Source organism: Streptosporangium sp. NPDC087985 (genome assembly GCF_044741965.1).
Lineage (GTDB): Bacteria > Actinomycetota > Actinomycetes > Streptosporangiales > Streptosporangiaceae > Streptosporangium.
This window is the reverse complement of sequence record NZ_JBIUTQ010000006.1, coordinates 207,455-221,991: the sequence shown is the minus strand read 5'-3', so window position 1 is coordinate 221,991 and position 14,537 is coordinate 207,455. Positions and strand designations below refer to the sequence as shown.

Here is a 14,537-nt window from a genome sequence, read left to right as displayed (position 1 = left end):
CTGATCGCCGCCACAGGTCGTGGAACCGCCACCGGCACACGCTCCGGCGGCGGTTGGGATTCACCCCGCGGCGGTGACGATGTCCTCGCAGATCCGGTGGGTGGCCAGGGCGTCGTCGGCGCTGACGACGACGCCGGAGCGGACCGCGTCGAGAAACTCCAGGCAGACCTGCTCGATACCGCGCTGGCGGGCAACCGGGGTCCAGTCGCCACGCCGGGTCAGCGTCTCCGTCCCGGCGTAGTCGACCACGTCGGCCATGTTGACCACCCGGCGCTTGACGTCGTCCCCCATGACCTCCACGGTCTCCTCGACCGCGCCGCTCACCCTGTTCATGATCCCGAAGGCGGTGAAGCCGTCCCCGGACAGCTCCAGCGTCACGTGCTCCAGCAGCCCGTCCCTGACCCGGGTCCGGATACCGGTGTGCTCGACCTCCCCGGGCACCAGGAACCTGAGCGTGTCGACGACGTGGACGAAGTCGTCGAAGATCGCGGTCCGCGGGTCCTCCGCGAGACCCCTGCGGTTCTTCTCCATCACCACCAGGTGCCGGGGCAGATCCAGCAGAGCCGCGTAAGAGGGCGCCCGGCGGCGGTTGAAACCGACGAGCAGCGACCGCCCCATCTCCTGTGCCAGCCGTACCAGACGCTCGGATTCGGCGAAGGTGTAGGCGATCGGCTTGTCCAGGTAGACGTGGACACCCGCCCGGAGCAGTGGTTCGACGATCTTTACGTGGGCGCTCGTGGCCGCGTGCACGAACGCCACCTCCACCCCGGCCCCGAGCAGCTCGTCCACCGAGGTGAAGCGGTGCTTGATCCGGTAGGCGTCGCCCAGACGGTCGAGAGTGGCGAGGTTACGGGTGCACAGGTGAAGGTCGAGGCCGGGCTGCGCGGAGAGGACGGGCAGGTACGCCTTCTCCGCGATGTCCCCAAGGCCGATCATGACGGTCTTCATGCTCAGAGCGTACGGCTCACGCCGCCGCGGCCAGGCGGTTACGCCACCAACCGACGGTCGCGGACAGCGCCTCGTCCACCGGGGTCGGGGCCATGCCGAAGGTGGCCTGGAAGTCGGCGGAGTCGAGCACGAAGGGCCGGACGAACTGGTAGCGCAACTCCTCCAGCTCGCCGAGCATGGGTGAGAAGGCTCCCGCGGCCCGGACGAGCCAGTGCGGCATGGCCTTGACCCCCGGGTTCGGGACACCGGCGAGCGCGCACATGCGGTCGGCGACCTCGTGGACCGTCATCGCCCCGGCCGTCGGGACGTGCCAGGCGCGCCCCCAGGCCCGGTCGTCCGCCGCGGCGGTCACCAGGGCGCGGGCCACGTCGGGCACGTAGGTCCAGCTGTGCGGCTGGGCGGGGTCGCCGACATAGCGGACGGTCTTGCCGGCCAGCAGCCGGGGCACGAACCTCTCCCCCAGGTGCGCCTGGTCGAGGCAGCCGGGACCGTAGTAGTCGGACCCGCGTATCTCGGTCACCCGGACCCGTCCCGCCTCGTGCGCGGCCAGCGCGTCCTGCCACATGCGGGCGCGGATGGCACCCTTGGCGCTGGGCGGCGCGAGCGGGTCGCTCTCCCTCATCGGCCGGTCAGGCGCGGCGTAGCCGTAGAGGTTCCCGAGGATGACGTATCCCGCGCCGGTGGACTCGGCGGCTCCCAGCAGCGACCCCGCCAGCGGCGGCCAGTCCTGGGCCCAGCGGTGGTAGGGCGGGTTGACGCAGTTGTAGAGGACCTCGGCCCCCTGCGCCAGACCGGTCAGCCGCTCCCGGTCTGCCGCGTCGGCGGCCGTCCTGCGGATCCCCGGCAGGTCGGGACCGGAGCCCGAACGGCTGACGAGGACGACCTCGTGTCCCTGACCCGACAGCTCCCGGGCGACCTGCGAGCCGACCTGTCCGGCTCCGACGACGACGTGCTTCCCCATGGTCATTCTTCCCTTCACTTGATTCCGTCCGTTTCACCGCTGCGCGGAGCTCACTGGTTCCAGACGAGCCGGAGGACGGCGTTGACGACGTAGACGGCGGCGAAGACGATCCCCGAGGTGAGGCGGCCGGCCATGACCAACGCCAGCGCACCGCCGCCGAACCAGACGACCTCCAAGACGACCCGGGCGAACCCGGTGAGCGGGATCGTGGCGCCGTTGGCCGCCCCGAAGAGCGCCCAGATCGCGATGAACAGCGCGGGGCCGCCCAGTCCAAGAAGCAGCTTCACCGGCCAATTCTGGCCCGTGACGAATCCCCAGTAGCCGACTGAGGCAAGAACGCCCAGCTCCAGCAGGAACATGACGAGGAGATTGGTGTTCTTGGCCAGGCTCAGCATCAGGGGCTCCTTGGAGAGGGTCGTTCCGTTCTGAGAGCAATGCTCTCGCAAAGGAGCATTGCCCGTCAAGAGCGGTGCTCTCTTTTGTTTTTAGTGCTCTGGTAAGGTGCCTGGCATGAGTTCAAGCCGCACAGCACGGGAACGGGTCCGCGCCGAACTGACCCGCGAGATCACCGACATCGCCCGCAGGCACCTGGCCACCGAGGGCGCGGGCGGGCTCTCCCTGCGCGCGGTCGCCCGCGAGATGGGCATGGTCTCCTCGGCGATCTACCGCTACTTCCCCTCCCGGGACGAGCTGCTCACCGCTCTGATCATCGACGGCTACAACGCCATCGGCGAGGCCGTGGAGAACGCCGACGCGGCCTGCCCGCGCGAGGACCACACCGGCCGCTGGCTGGCGGTGTGCCATGCCGTACGTGACTGGGCGCTGGCCCATCCGCACGAGTACGCCCTGCTGTACGGCTCACCCGTGCCCGGCTACAAGGCGCCGCAGGACACCATCGCCGCCGCGGCCCGCGGCACCATCGTCTACGGCCGGATCGTCTCCGACGCCCACCAGGCCGGAGCCCTGAACTCCCCGGGCATCTGCCCGCCCGCCCCGGCCGCGTTCAGCGAGGACGCCGCCCGCGTCCGGACGATCGTCCCCGACGTCTCCGACGACGTGATCGCCCGCGCCCTGATCGCCTGGACGGGCCTGTTCGGCTGGCTCAGCTTCGAGCTGTTCGGCCAGTTCAACAACGTGATCTTCGACCGCACCACGGCCTTCGACCACTCCATGCGCTGCCACGCCGCCATGCTCGGCCTCCCCGTCTGAGCCTGCCGTACGGCGGGCAGCCCCGAACAACCCGAGCAGGAGAGGTCTCTTTCAGGGTCACGACTTCAGCAATATTCGTAACGTTTCCCCACCTGACGTGATAGATGGGAAGGAATCGGCTTTCGACGAGCCGTCCCCCGGCGAGAGGGATCCCGGAGTTCATGGCGGACAGTCCCATTCACGGTGAAGGTGTATCGGTCCACAACCTTTTCAAGAGGAACTCCTTCGCGCTGGACTACTACCAGCGGGAGTACACCTGGACCCGTGACGAGGTCCGCACGCTGATCGACGATCTCAGCCACCGGTTCCTGAGCCAGTGGGACCCCCAGCACGAACGCGACGAGGTCAACGGCTACGCCCCCTACTTCCTCGGCCCCTACGTCTACCACGAGAGCGACGGCCGCACCTTCCTCGTCGACGGCCAGCAGCGCGTCACCACGCTCCACCTCCTGCTGATCTATCTCCGGCAGCTGCTGCTCGACCAGGAGAAGTGGATCTACGCCGACGAGCTGGAGGCGCTCACCTACACGGCGCGGCACGGCAAGCGGAGCTTCAAGGTCGGCAGCTCCGAGGAACTGGCCCGCGCGCAGCTGCTCAACAGCCTGGTCACCGACTGGAACGGTCTCAAGGGGTTCGTCCTGCCCGACGACGCCCACGTCTCCGTTCGCAACCTCCACGACCGGAGCAGGGAGATCGACGGGGACTTCCCCGACATACTGCGCGGCGAGGCCCTGGTGCCCTTCGTCCGGTGGCTGCTCGACCGCGTCTGCCTGGTCGGCATCCAGGCTCTCGACCAGGAGAACGGACGCGAGATCTTCGTGTCCATGAACGACCGGGGACTCCGGCTGAGCCACGTCGACCTGCTGAAAGGCCACCTCTTCCGGCGGGTCAACCCGCAGATGCGTGAGGAGCTGGGCCGGTCATGGGCCGACATGCTGGCCCGGCTCACCACCGCCGAAGCCGACTCCCCCGAGGCCAACGTGCCCAGCGCGTACGTCCGGGCCTTCCTGCTGGCGCAGTGCGCCCACCTCGACGGGCCGTCCACCGACGCCGCCGAGATCAGCCGGGCCGTCCACGAGTGGATCCTGCGCAACGACGTCCAGCTCGGTCTCGACCGCCAGCCCGGCGCGCGGGATTTCATCACGCGGCTCACGAAGATGTCCGAACGCTACCGCGTCCTGCTCCGCGCCTCCCGGGACTTCCGGCCCGACCTCGCCGCCGTCTTCTTCAACGGCTGCAACGGCCTCGACAACCAGTTCACGCTCCTGCTCTCGGTCACCTCCACCGAGGACTCCGAGCAGGTGTTCACCGAGAAGTGCTCGATGGTCGCGGCGTTCCTCGACCTCGTCTACGTACGGCGATGCGTCAACAACCTTCCCGTGCAGCGCCACGACCTCGACGAGATCATTCACCGGCTGATCCCCCTGCTGCGCATCTGCCGGACGCCCGACGACGTCGCCACGGTCCTCGGCCGGGAGGCCTCCCTGCTGGAGTACGGCTTCCGCGAGCTGATGTCCTTCGGACTCCGGGCGAACAACCGCCGCCTGGCCCGCTACCTGCTCGCCCGGATGACCGCCCACGTCCAGCACGCGTGCGAGGGGGGCGAGCACGAGCACGAATTTCTCCGAGGAGAGCGCAGCTACGAGATCGAGCACATCTGGGCCAACCACTTCGAGCGGCACCGGAGCCTCGCCGCGAGGACTCCCGCGGAGTTCGCCATGTGGCGCAACCGCCTCGGCGCCCTGCTACTCCTGCCCAAGTCCGTCAACGCGAGCTTCCGGGACGACCCCTACGAGCGGAAGCTGGAGCACTACTACGCGGAGAACCGGCTCGCGGCCTCCCTGCACCCCAAGAGCCGCCTGCGCAACACCCCGTTCACCCACTACCTCAAGGCCTCTGGTCTGGACCGGGCGTTCAAGCCCTGCCAGGAGTTCGGCGTCCGGGAGATCGAGCAACGACAGCATCTCTACTGGCTGCTCTGCGAGGAGATCTGGCGTCCGGCCAGGCTCGGCTTCCGGCTGCCGGCCGTCGCCCCGCCCCCGCCGCCACCTCCGTCGCGCAAACGCCACTACGGCGTCGAAGTCATCGATCTGATCGACCTCGGCCTGCTGTCACCGAACGCGAAGATCTTCCGGACCGTCAAGGGCGAGATGCACTACGCCACCATCGAGTCGGACGGGAAGATCCGGCTGGAGACGGACGAGGCCTTCCCCTCTCTGTCCGCCGCCGGGGCCGCGGTCGCCGGGACCAGGGCCTGTTCGGGCTGGGACGTCTGGCGGATCGACCAGAACGGCGTCGCGGTCCCGCTGAAACGCCTACGCGAGGAAGCCCTCAACCGCAGACCCGCCGACGCCACCCCCTGAGACCCGACCCAGACGGAGGCACGCAACGACTATGGGGGGCCGGCCGCCCTTGCGGCCCTGGGCGGTGGCGGCGGCCAGGCCGTCGAGGGTGCGCTCGGTCGAGGTGACGCAGGGGCGATAGTCTTACGATCAAGAAAGTATTTCCCCCCGCCCCTAAGGATCGTCTTGTCCCTGCGAACCAAAATCCAAGCGGGTCTCACCTGCGCAATCGTCACCGCCGCCACGGTCATGACGGCAGCCAACCCCGCCGCGGCCACCGGCGGAACGTGCGGCTCCGGATACAACCTCCTGAAGTCGTATCCGCTGAAAAGCGTCTTCAGCAGCACCATCCCCGGAGATCTCAGCATCTACTACAGTCCTTCCACAGGAAATAATTGCGCCATCACCCGAGTGAGAGCGGCATGGGATGGCAAGGCACAGAATGTGTATGTCTCACTGGGCGACGGCGGGGCCTCGTACGTAACGGACCCGCCGAGCGGCAGTAGCAAGAATTACCACTATTACGCGGGACCGGTTTACAAATACCTGAAGGGGAAATGCGTTTATACCGTTGGGTATTTGGAGTATGGCGGAATCGAATACTACGTGCACGCCGACGGGGTTCACTGCGGATAATCCCGGGTCCGTCGGCGTAAAGCAGTCATATTCCGTCGACTGAATCGGAAAATCTACGCACGGTCGTAGTTCTGGGGCTTGAGGAACACCGGAACGGAAAGGGGCCATCGCCTCGACCCGTCCGGCATCGGCGGATGCTCGCCCCGAGGCGGGGTCGTTGCGGAAAGCCCGTTCCAGGTCACGGCGTTTGCCGGTGGCGATCAACCGGCCGGCCAGGCCGAAAGAACGGCGAAACCGGCTGATCGTGCTGTGATCGGGCACGGTGTTCGCGCACACCAGCCGAAACGACACATCCACCCGGCAGCGGGCCTCGATCGCCCGTGACGAGCGCAGCCCGCACGCATACGCGTAGATCAGCAACGTTAGGAGCATCCGGGGGTCGTAGGCGCGCCGCCCGTTGGCCGATCGTCCCTTACGTGCCGACAGGGCGGTGATGTCCAGCTGCTCAACCACCCCGATTACAAACCACACGAAATGCGACTGAGGCACCCAGTCATACATATTCAGGGGCAGAAACGCGGGCTGATCACGATCAACGGAGAGGAATCGTGGGGAGGAATCGTCTGGCCACGGAACGTTATCGTGCCAGCAGGAACACCCCACCGAACGGTTTTGCAACAGGCCCAAAAGAGTATTCATTTAATTCGTCAAGAGCCTGTTTTCGCCGCCTTGGACGCGGCGATCGTACGCCTGTCGTACAGGTAGCGGCCACGCACGCCCGGGGGCGACACCGGTCTCAGCGAGGAGGACAAGGTGGGTGTCGTGATGGGCCTGCTGACCTTCGTGCACGGCGATCTCCGGCTGAGCATCGACCTGTCCAGGGGGTACGCGGAGAACCCTCAGGCTTTCAGCCGCCAGTACGGCGTGGCACTCACGCGCGTAGTGGACGCGCAGCGGTTGCCCGCACTGAGCGAGGTGATCGCCGCCGACGTCTTCGAGGGTGAGGTCCCCTACGACGAGGAGATCGAGGGAGAGTTCGGACTGGGTCTGTACCTGGACGGCGTGGCCGCGTTCATCGAGCGCAGGACCGCGGGGCAGGGGTGATCCCGAAGCCGTTCGGACCCGCCGGCGCCCCCGGTTTCGAAGACCGGGCATCCAGGACGGCAAGCTGGCTGCAAGCGGGTCTCGCACAATGGCCGACATGAAAGCCTCCCCCACCGGACGCCTCGGCGGGCCCCTGCGACTTGCCGCCGGCGCGACCCTCGTACTCCTGACCGTCACCGGATGCGGTGCCGGCGTTGACACGCTCCGGGACGCTCAGCCCGTTCCGGAACGCGTGACCAGCACGGCGACCACCGAGACCGCCCCGACCACCGAGACCACCCAACCCACGGAGAACAGCGAGCCGGCCGAGACCGAGACGGCCGACCCGGTCCAGGCCCAGGTGGCCGTACAGCCGGGTGGGGTCCTCGTCGACGGCGGCACCGTCGAGGCCGAGCTCACCCGCGCCGGGCAGCGGGACAAATTCACCCTGGACCTGGGCGACGCCAGGGAGTTCTACGTCACCGACATGGCCGGTGACGACATCCAGCTCCAGGTGGTCTCCGAGGTCGACGGCCGGCCGGTCAGCCCGTCCAGCACCGCTCTCAGCTGGGGCACGTCGGTCGTCAAGCTGACCAAGGTGGGCAAGCACCGGCTGGAGGTCTTCGGGAACACGAACGTCATCGGGCCGTACAGTCTCAGGATCGCGACGGTGAAGGTCCGCACGTTCCCGGCGACGATCGGCCTGCAGATCGGCGAGGGCAGCCCGGACGGCGCGGGGCGGCTGGACGTCCCAGGACGCATCGACCGCTTCGAGTTCGGCGCGGACGGCGCGTCGGCCATCAAGATCCTCGGCGGGGCCGGGGCGTGCACGGCCATCGAGCTGGAGCTCACAGATGCCGCGGAGAAGAACATCGCCAGCCCACGGCAGCCCTTCCCGCTCTGCGGATACGAGTTCGACATCCCGCTCTCCGATGCGAACGGCCGGTACGCGCTCGTGGTCAGATCGGGTACGGCGAAGACCGGGGCCTACTCGTTCCAGATCGCGCGGGCGGGTTGAGCGTCGACCGGGCGTCCGGCCGTGGTCACCAGGTAACCGGAGAATGCCCCGGCCTTCAGGACTCCGTCCCCCAATTCGTTTTCGATCTCCGCGACCCGCGTGTCCGGCACACGCTGGACGTCGACCGGAGATAGGCAAGCAACGGAGTCCTTCAGGCCGGGGAGGATGTCACGTGCCTGTGCCGGTCCCGTGTCAGGACCGGCTCAGGCTCCCGCGATACTCCAGCGCGCCGGCGCCCTCCTGGCCCACGAAGTCCAGCGTCGCCGGGTCTCTCAGGGTGAGGGTCATGTCTCCTCCCACACACTGATTCCGCTGCATGCGGGTCAGGTCGAGCACGTTCCCGGTCCTGACCCCGGTCAGCATGACCTGCTGCTCGCACGCATCGGTCCGCCACGTCCCGGCCGGCTGGTCACTCAGCAGGGTGAGCGTGACGTCGACGGTCTTCTTCCTGTCGTCCTGTGAGACGACCTGGCCCGCCCACGTCCCGGCGAACGCCTCCGGTACTCCGCCTCCCGGCTGGGCCGAGGGCGGCGTCGACGGTGATGTCGACGGTGGTGGTGTCGACTGCGGCGTCGACAGTGGCGGGGAAGCCGGTTGCCCGTCTGCGACCGTGCGTGATCCGGAGTCCCTGCCGCTACCGGTAACGGCCTCCGGCTTCGCAGCGCCGTCGCCGTCACCGGAGGAGCCACCGAGCGTCCCCGTCGCGTACAGCGTCACCGCCGTCGCGAGCGCCGCGGCGATGCCGGTGATCGCGATCAGTACGGCAGGCCTCCGTCCCCGTCGGGGCACCGGCGCACCATGCTGCGGCACCGTTTCCCGCACCGCCGTATCGGAACGGCCGAGCTGGCGGGTGGGGGCCGGGCCGTACGCGGGTCCGGCCGGACTCTGCGCTCCGGACGAATCGGTTGGAAGCAGTCTGGTCGGCCCGGGACCGGCCGCGACCGGAACCTGATCCCCCTGGTCGCTCCAGTCAGCGGGAAGGTAGGCGGTGGGCACCGGACCGACGTCGGGGACCGTGACGGTCGCGGTTCCGGGGTCGACCAGGCGGATCATGAGCGCCCGGGCGGAGGGGCGTACCCCGGGATCCTTGGCCAGGCAGACGGCCAGCGTCTCCCGCAGGGGCGACGGAATGTCCGTGAGGTCGGGCTCGGCATTGAGGATCCGGTTGAAGACCGCGGCAACGGTGTCGCTGCCGAACGGCGCCCGGCCGGTAGCGGCGTAGACCATGGTTGCGGCCCAGGAGAACACGTCGGCCGCGGGCGATCCGTGCACGCCTTTGAGCTGCTCGGGAGCCATATACGGCGGGGTGCCGGACAGCGCCGAGGGCATCGTGCTCGCGTCGAGCAACTGGGCGATGCCGAAGTCGACCACCCGTGGGCCGTCCGGACCGAGCAGCACGTTGGCCGGTTTGAAATCCCGATGGATGACTCCCGCACTGTGGATGGCGGCGAGCGCGGTAGCCGTGGCGACCGCCAGGCGATCGAGGTCGCCCCCACGAAGGGGCCCCTCGCCACGCACCCGATCCTGCAGTGCGGGACCCGCGATGAACTCGCTCACGACGTAAGGGTCCGGCCGGTCGGTCTCTGCCGCCAGCACCCGGGCCGTGCAGAAGGGAGCCACCCGCAGTGCCGACTGCAACTCCCTGGCCAACCGGCGGCGCGTGGCGGGATCCGAGCCACTGCGAAGTACTTTGATCGCCACCCGCTCGCCGGACCGGCTCCACCCTTCGTAGACGATCCCCTGCCCGCCCTCGCCCAGACGCCCGACGACCTCGAACTCCCCCAGCACGCGCGGATCTCCCGGCTCCAACGGGCCAGCGGGCATCGGCTCCTCCATACGCGGCGATCTCTTCACCCTAGCGATGCGAGACCCGACCCACCATGGTCCTTTATCAGGGCGACGGCCGAGGAAGCAACGGACCACCGTGGCGAGGCCGGTTACGGCGACTTCACAGACATCGATCCGTTCGTGTTCGAGAGAGTCCGGTACGAGGCGGTGCTCGCGACGGTTCCCGCCCGCGCGCTCAGGAGCAGCGTGAAGCCCCGCCTCAGCCGATGCCTGGACCTCCTCAACGCCGACTCCGGCTTCCGGTGCTCGGCCCGCACCGGCATGGTCGCGGTCGGGCGGGACTCCGCCGTACCGGGCGACGAGCCCCCCGAGGCGCCGACGGCGATGTCACCGAGGCATCCCGCTCGGAGGGCCAGGACGGCGATCAGCGCGACCGCCAGACCGGAGAACTCGCGATGGTGACGCGGCGGGTGAGATGGACACGTCATGGGGATTCTTGGATGTCAGGCGGCCAGGGCCAGCGCCGGAGGAAGGTAGGTGATGTCGCTGGTGGCGGTGTAAAGGCGCCAGTTCAGCGAGGCGGGGCGGCTGACCACGGTCACGTGCAGTCCCGCTGCCGCCAGCCAGGCGGCCAGGTCGGCGAAGTACCCGTCTCCCGAACCAATGACGACTCGCTCGAACCGCAGGTCGATCCTGCCGTTCACGGCCGCTTCGGCGAGGGCGCTGTCGGCTCCGTCTGCGCCCGGGCGGATCAGCAGCTGCACTCCACGGATCGCGATTCCCACACTCACCATGGAGCGGGGGTTCACCGCGACGATGAACTGATCCATGGGGCCGATCGGAACGTGCTCCCGGTACTCGTTCATCGTCTGCCCCACCTCAGCCGTCGTCGGGCGTGCCCGCAGGCAGGCGGTGTCACTGGTCAGGGAGTCGCGTTACGGCGATGCGGCAGGCGTGCTCGCGAGGGTCGCCGTGGCGGCGAGCCGGAAGCTCGGCGCCGCCGACACGGAAGTGATCGATCTGCGCGGGCAGCTCGCGGACGTCCTGCTCACGGGTCAGGACTACCGTCGCGCGGCCCAGGAGTTCCGGCGGATCGCCGATGACCTGCTCCTGCGACCGGAGCCCGACCACGAACGGGTGTCCCAGTGCAGGCTGCAAGAAGCCATCTGCCACGTCCACGCCGGTGATCCCGAGCTCGCGCTGCACATCATGCGTGAGCTGCTGGCGGATGAGGGAAGCCGCTTCCCCGAGGACGACGCGCGACTCCTGGAGTTGCGCCGCCAGATCGGTGAACTGGAAATCGGCGTCGGCGCCGTGGACAGAGCCCGAGCGACGCTCACGAGTCTGTTCGAGGACCTCACCAGGATCTATGGCCCGGAGCACGGCGCCACCATCCGCGTTGTCGACCTCCTGACCGGCCTGGGCGGTTGAATTTCCGTGAACAGCGGGCGCGGGTGCCGCAGCCGTGTGCGATCCGGCCGTTCTGTGGCCCGCGCGGCAGAAGGCATTCGCCCTGGGTCACCCTGTACCGGTACTTCGCCGCCTGGCGCGACGAGTTCGGCTCCTTCACGAACAGCCCGACCAGGCTGCCGGTGGACACGACGATCAAGCTGCCTTTCCTGCCCGCACACGGCGCCCTGAGCTGGGGGCCGCGTGCGCTGTGGCCTCTGACCGTCATCGCACTGCCCGCGGTCGCGGAAGCCGCCGGATGCGCCCTGCCCCCGGACATCGTCGCCGAGTACTACACCAGCAGCGTCCTGGGCCTGCTGAACTGAGCCATCGAGAACGCCTTCCCGAACACCCCCATCTGGCTCTCCCAGGCCCACCAGACCCTGGCCCTTCCCGGCCTCCTCACCATCCTCGGCCGGCCGTTCACTGAGGTGCCCGCCGTCTGACGCGGAGGGCGTTCTCGGCGGCGCGCGCGTCAAGGGCGGGCCTTCCTCCCACGGAGCAGTGCCGCGCCGGCACCGAAGGGGATGAACGCCGCTTCGGAGACGCCGCCGTGGTCGGGTAGGTCGACGGTCAGGTTGTGCGGGAAGCGCAGAGCAAGGGTACGTACGGTCACGCTAGGACTTGCTCGTCAGAGCGAGACGGACGGCTAGGCCGATCAGCAGCGTCCCTGACATTCTGGTACGGTCAACACCACATCAAGATCATTAGAGGGCTGAAGACCTCCTCAGATGATGACGGGGCTGCGGCGCTCGATTGTCGTCGGGCTCGTCACCCGGAGCGAGGATCGCGGTCACCGCCGTGCCGCGATCGAGCAGGGCCTTGCGGTTCACCACGGCCACCACGACTGCCGTCGCGACGAACAGGTACATGTCCCACGGTTGGGCATCGGGCCAGACCGGGTTGTTCATCTGCGCGTGGAACAGGAACGACACCAGCAGGCTTCCCCGCGCGGCGTTGAACATCGGCGTGAGGATGACGCTGATCGCCACGACGCCGAAGAAGAACGGCCAGAACGCCCATGCGGACTGCTTCGTCCCGCTCAGCAGGAACGACGGCGTGTGCCAGACCGCCACCAGCAGGCCGAGCAGAAGCCCGGCCCACAGCGGTGAGAACCGCCGCTGGAGCAGCGGCAGCGCCACACCCCGCCAGCCGAGCTCCTCAATGGGGCCGATGAAGAGCATCGGAAGCAGGGCCGGCAGCAGGGCGTACCACGGTGAGAAGGGGAACGGGTCGGTGAGGTTGCCGTTGATCGCGGCTCCGGCGTAGAACACCGCGGGCATGCCGACGAGCAGCACGAGCCACCACGACAGCGACATCCGCCACGACGCGAAGCGACGGAAGAAGCCGCCCAGGCCCGATATCCCGTAGTGACGCCACACCATGAACACGCCCACGATCCCGGGTGTGTAGACGATGAGGACGAATAGCGGGTTGGTATAGCCCATGGGCCCGAAGACAGCGTCGAGCTTCTCCTGGAACAGCACGTACAGCACGCCCGCACCCCAGGACAGGCCGAAAGTGGCGAGGAAGAAAGCGCGGACCGACCGGAAGGTCAGGCCTGCCGTCCTCGGCTCTGGTGTGCTGCGACTGTGCTTGGGTGGTCGGGCGGTCATGGAGGCCTCTCTGGAGCGATCGGACGCGGCCGGTCTGCGAGCCGTCTGCGTCCACCGTTTCAGCGGGGGCGGCGCGGGGGTATCGGGACCTACCCTGGTCAGCCCCTGGTCAGCCCCTGATCCGGGGCGGGGTCGGACCTGGCCGTCAACCCTGCGCCGCCGGCGAGTCTCATGCTCCGTCTGTTCCAGCCGGAGGTGGCGGCCGACGCGCTGCGCATCTGGCGTGCCCAGCCGATCCGCCGGAGCAGGTCATCCTCGACCCGGTATGGCAGTCGCTCGTCAACTCGGGGCAGCACACTTTCCGGGCCTCACCAATCAGGTGCTCGCGCAGACGCGGCACAGTGACCGGCCTCCCGTGCCGCCGCGCCCCAACCCCCGAGGGCTGCGGTGCATGACGGCGGCGTGGATCAGTGTTGGCTGGAGGCGCAGGTGACGCAGGTCCTGGTGGCCGGCAGGACCATCAGGCGCTCGATCGCGATGCGTTGCCCGCAGCTCGCGCAGATCCCGTAGGTGCCATCGCGTAACCGCTCGTCGGCGAGGTCCAGATCGGCGAGGCGTTCCTGTGCCTGGCCGAGGAGGGCCTGGACGTGGGCCCGCTCGAAGGCGGTGGACGTTCCCTCGGGGTCGTGCTCGTCGTCGGAGGCCGTCAGCGCCGACGATTCGATGATCTCGTCCCGGTCACGGCCCAGCATGGCGATCCGGGCCGTGGTCTTCCGACGGTCGTCGTCGAGCAGTTCTTGCATGGCCACCCGCTCCACGGGGGAAAGCGCGGCGTCCCGATGGTGTTCGGTCATCATGGTCCCTCACCTTCCTGACCAGGCTACTCGCCGCCTTTCGGCCGGTTCGGGCGACTGGTGGCGGAGCACTGGTCCAAGGGAAAAAGCATGACCTCACTTTTGCGATCCCGGGGGCTAATGACTGGTCGCGTCCACGACCGCAGCGCCACGGTCTTCTCCACTTTCGGCGAGCGGTCAAGACCATGTGCGGCATGTTTCACTCACTCAGAGTAGTCATATTTATACTCTCGGTAGATCATTGAGATCATAGGGAGGATCATCGTGAAGCGAATCGCCCTCGTCCCCGTCATCTCCGCCGCCATGGTCGCGGTCATGGGCAGTGCCGCCTACGCCTCACAGTACGTGGCCTACGAAGGGCCGGGCTTCACCGGCCGGTCGGTGGTCATCGACCGGTGCGGCCCGTCCAACATCCCCTTCCACGGGTCGTACAAGTGGTACGGCGACGGCCAGAGCGGCCGGATGTACAACCAGCCCGACACGCAGGGTGTGATGCACTTCGAGCTGCCATCCAACCGCAACGCGGAGCAGAGGACGCCCGTCGGCTGGAAGAGCATCTTCATCGTGTGCTGAAGCTCGGAAGGCGGACGGGCCCGGGGCCCGTCCGCCTTCCTGCCAGCGCTCACCGAGTCCGACAGGTTCTGCACCGGCCCCTCTCTGTCGGACTTCAGTGAGAGAGCGAAGGTTGCACCGTCGTCACGCCGGTTTCATCGGCCGGCTCCCTCGATCTCACCGGCGCTGTCCGCTCGGGCC

At 68.2% G+C, this 14,537-nt stretch carries 17 protein-coding genes and 2 pseudogenes; 9 read left to right on the top strand and 10 right to left on the bottom strand.

Annotated features, from left to right (window positions below; genetic code table 11):
- Positions 1 to 60 precede the first annotated feature (60 nt).
- The 3 genes from ACIN94_RS15765 to ACIN94_RS15755 are packed head-to-tail and all read right to left on the bottom strand — an operon-like array spanning position 61 to position 2,304.
- Positions 61 to 948 carry a Gfo/Idh/MocA family protein gene (locus ACIN94_RS15765; protein WP_400705653.1) on the bottom strand — a complete coding sequence of 296 codons (888 nt, stop codon included), beginning with the start codon at positions 946 to 948 and terminating at the stop codon, positions 61 to 63.
- A 16-nt stretch (positions 949 to 964) separates the two neighbouring features.
- Positions 965 to 1,909 (bottom strand): NAD-dependent epimerase/dehydratase family protein, encoded by a 945-nt coding sequence (locus ACIN94_RS15760; protein ID WP_400705651.1) that lies wholly within the window; start codon positions 1,907 to 1,909, stop codon positions 965 to 967.
- A 50-nt stretch (positions 1,910 to 1,959) separates the two neighbouring features.
- A complete protein-coding gene (locus ACIN94_RS15755; protein WP_400705649.1) occupies positions 1,960 to 2,304 on the bottom strand; it encodes a YrdB family protein in 345 nt (114 codons plus the stop codon).
- 115 nt (positions 2,305 to 2,419) lie between these two features.
- Here ACIN94_RS15755 and ACIN94_RS15750 point away from each other — a divergent pair, with 115 nt between their 5' ends.
- The 3 genes from ACIN94_RS15750 to ACIN94_RS15740 all read left to right on the top strand — a co-directional run bounded on the left by ACIN94_RS15750 (position 2,420) and on the right by ACIN94_RS15740 (position 6,096).
- Positions 2,420 to 3,118: a TetR/AcrR family transcriptional regulator gene (locus ACIN94_RS15750; protein WP_400705647.1), complete on the top strand. Its 699-nt coding sequence runs from the start codon at positions 2,420 to 2,422 to the stop codon at positions 3,116 to 3,118.
- A 161-nt stretch (positions 3,119 to 3,279) separates the two neighbouring features.
- Positions 3,280 to 5,481, top strand: coding sequence for a DUF262 domain-containing protein (locus tag ACIN94_RS15745; protein ID WP_400705645.1), 2,202 nt, complete (start codon positions 3,280 to 3,282; stop codon positions 5,479 to 5,481).
- 165 nt (positions 5,482 to 5,646) lie between these two features.
- Positions 5,647 to 6,096 carry a hypothetical protein gene (locus tag ACIN94_RS15740; RefSeq protein WP_400705880.1) on the top strand — a complete coding sequence of 150 codons (450 nt, stop codon included), beginning with the start codon at positions 5,647 to 5,649 and terminating at the stop codon, positions 6,094 to 6,096.
- A 228-nt stretch (positions 6,097 to 6,324) separates the two neighbouring features.
- Here the strand turns inward: ACIN94_RS15740 and ACIN94_RS15735 are convergent.
- Positions 6,325 to 6,597: pseudogene (locus tag ACIN94_RS15735) on the bottom strand (transposase); the annotation flags it as partial.
- A gap of 237 nt (positions 6,598 to 6,834) precedes the next feature.
- On the opposite strand from ACIN94_RS15735, the pseudogene ACIN94_RS15730 reads away from it, so the two are divergent.
- Positions 6,835 to 7,140 (top strand): annotated as a pseudogene (locus ACIN94_RS15730) (hypothetical protein); the annotation flags it as partial.
- Between the two features lie 97 nt (positions 7,141 to 7,237).
- The gene (locus ACIN94_RS15725; protein WP_400705642.1) at positions 7,238 to 8,137 is read left to right on the top strand and encodes a hypothetical protein; all 900 of its coding nucleotides are present in this window, start codon (positions 7,238 to 7,240) and stop codon (positions 8,135 to 8,137) included.
- Between the two features lie 192 nt (positions 8,138 to 8,329).
- Here the strand turns inward: ACIN94_RS15725 and ACIN94_RS15720 are convergent, their stop codons facing one another.
- The gene (locus tag ACIN94_RS15720) at positions 8,330 to 9,961 is read right to left on the bottom strand and encodes a serine/threonine-protein kinase (protein ID WP_400705639.1); all 1,632 of its coding nucleotides are present in this window, start codon (positions 9,959 to 9,961) and stop codon (positions 8,330 to 8,332) included.
- Between the two features lie 144 nt (positions 9,962 to 10,105).
- Between ACIN94_RS15720 and ACIN94_RS15715 the strand changes: the two genes are divergently transcribed.
- Positions 10,106 to 10,387 carry a hypothetical protein gene (locus ACIN94_RS15715; RefSeq protein WP_400705636.1) on the top strand — a complete coding sequence of 94 codons (282 nt, stop codon included), beginning with the start codon at positions 10,106 to 10,108 and terminating at the stop codon, positions 10,385 to 10,387.
- A gap of 41 nt (positions 10,388 to 10,428) precedes the next feature.
- Here ACIN94_RS15715 and ACIN94_RS15710 read toward each other — a convergent pair whose 3' ends face one another.
- The gene (locus tag ACIN94_RS15710) at positions 10,429 to 10,755 is read right to left on the bottom strand and encodes a hypothetical protein (RefSeq protein WP_400705634.1); all 327 of its coding nucleotides are present in this window, start codon (positions 10,753 to 10,755) and stop codon (positions 10,429 to 10,431) included.
- Between ACIN94_RS15710 and ACIN94_RS15705 the strand changes: the two genes are divergently transcribed.
- A complete protein-coding gene (locus ACIN94_RS15705; protein WP_400705631.1) occupies positions 10,754 to 11,356 on the top strand; it encodes a tol-pal system YbgF family protein in 603 nt (200 codons plus the stop codon). The two genes, ACIN94_RS15710 and ACIN94_RS15705, sit on opposite strands and share 2 nt — an antisense overlap.
- Positions 11,353 to 11,700: a hypothetical protein gene (locus tag ACIN94_RS15700; protein WP_400705628.1), complete on the top strand. Its 348-nt coding sequence runs from the start codon at positions 11,353 to 11,355 to the stop codon at positions 11,698 to 11,700. Before ACIN94_RS15705 ends, ACIN94_RS15700 begins: the two co-directional genes overlap by 4 nt.
- A gap of 149 nt (positions 11,701 to 11,849) precedes the next feature.
- On the opposite strand, the gene ACIN94_RS15695 is transcribed toward ACIN94_RS15700, so the two are convergent.
- From ACIN94_RS15695 to ACIN94_RS15680, 4 genes are all read right to left on the bottom strand, one after another.
- A complete protein-coding gene (locus ACIN94_RS15695; protein WP_400705625.1) occupies positions 11,850 to 11,990 on the bottom strand; it encodes a hypothetical protein in 141 nt (46 codons plus the stop codon).
- 91 nt (positions 11,991 to 12,081) lie between these two features.
- Positions 12,082 to 12,990 carry a type II CAAX prenyl endopeptidase Rce1 family protein gene (locus tag ACIN94_RS15690; RefSeq protein ID WP_400705622.1) on the bottom strand — a complete coding sequence of 303 codons (909 nt, stop codon included), beginning with the start codon at positions 12,988 to 12,990 and terminating at the stop codon, positions 12,082 to 12,084.
- A 98-nt stretch (positions 12,991 to 13,088) separates the two neighbouring features.
- A complete protein-coding gene (locus ACIN94_RS15685; RefSeq protein WP_400705619.1) occupies positions 13,089 to 13,286 on the bottom strand; it encodes a hypothetical protein in 198 nt (65 codons plus the stop codon).
- Positions 13,287 to 13,397: 111 nt separating this feature from the next.
- On the bottom strand, positions 13,398 to 13,787 hold the full coding sequence (locus ACIN94_RS15680) for a TraR/DksA family transcriptional regulator (protein ID WP_400705616.1): 390 nt from the start codon (positions 13,785 to 13,787) through the stop codon (positions 13,398 to 13,400).
- 261 nt (positions 13,788 to 14,048) lie between these two features.
- Here ACIN94_RS15680 and ACIN94_RS15675 point away from each other — a divergent pair, with 261 nt between their 5' ends.
- Positions 14,049 to 14,357 (top strand): MiAMP1 family antimicrobial peptide, encoded by a 309-nt coding sequence (locus ACIN94_RS15675; protein WP_343970830.1) that lies wholly within the window; start codon positions 14,049 to 14,051, stop codon positions 14,355 to 14,357.
- The last annotated feature ends 180 nt before the right edge of the window (positions 14,358 to 14,537 follow it).

Excerpts from the sequence above, each read along its gene's own strand:
- ACIN94_RS15765 (WP_400705653.1), bottom strand. The coding sequence starts at position 948 with ATGAAGACCGTCATGATCGGCCTTGGGGACATCGCGGAGAAGGCGTAC.
- ACIN94_RS15760 (WP_400705651.1), bottom strand. The coding sequence starts at position 1,909 with ATGGGGAAGCACGTCGTCGTCGGAGCCGGACAGGTCGGCTCGCAGGTC.
- ACIN94_RS15755 (WP_400705649.1), bottom strand. The coding sequence starts at position 2,304 with ATGCTGAGCCTGGCCAAGAACACCAATCTCCTCGTCATGTTCCTGCTG.
- ACIN94_RS15750 (WP_400705647.1), top strand. The coding sequence starts at position 2,420 with ATGAGTTCAAGCCGCACAGCACGGGAACGGGTCCGCGCCGAACTGACC.
- ACIN94_RS15745 (WP_400705645.1), top strand. The coding sequence starts at position 3,280 with ATGGCGGACAGTCCCATTCACGGTGAAGGTGTATCGGTCCACAACCTT.
- ACIN94_RS15725 (WP_400705642.1), top strand. The coding sequence starts at position 7,238 with ATGAAAGCCTCCCCCACCGGACGCCTCGGCGGGCCCCTGCGACTTGCC.
- ACIN94_RS15720 (WP_400705639.1), bottom strand. The coding sequence starts at position 9,961 with ATGCCCGCTGGCCCGTTGGAGCCGGGAGATCCGCGCGTGCTGGGGGAG.
- ACIN94_RS15705 (WP_400705631.1), top strand. The coding sequence starts at position 10,754 with ATGGGGCCGATCGGAACGTGCTCCCGGTACTCGTTCATCGTCTGCCCC.
- ACIN94_RS15710 (WP_400705634.1), bottom strand. The coding sequence starts at position 10,755 with ATGGATCAGTTCATCGTCGCGGTGAACCCCCGCTCCATGGTGAGTGTG.
- ACIN94_RS15690 (WP_400705622.1), bottom strand. The coding sequence starts at position 12,990 with ATGACCGCCCGACCACCCAAGCACAGTCGCAGCACACCAGAGCCGAGG.
- ACIN94_RS15680 (WP_400705616.1), bottom strand. The coding sequence starts at position 13,787 with ATGATGACCGAACACCATCGGGACGCCGCGCTTTCCCCCGTGGAGCGG.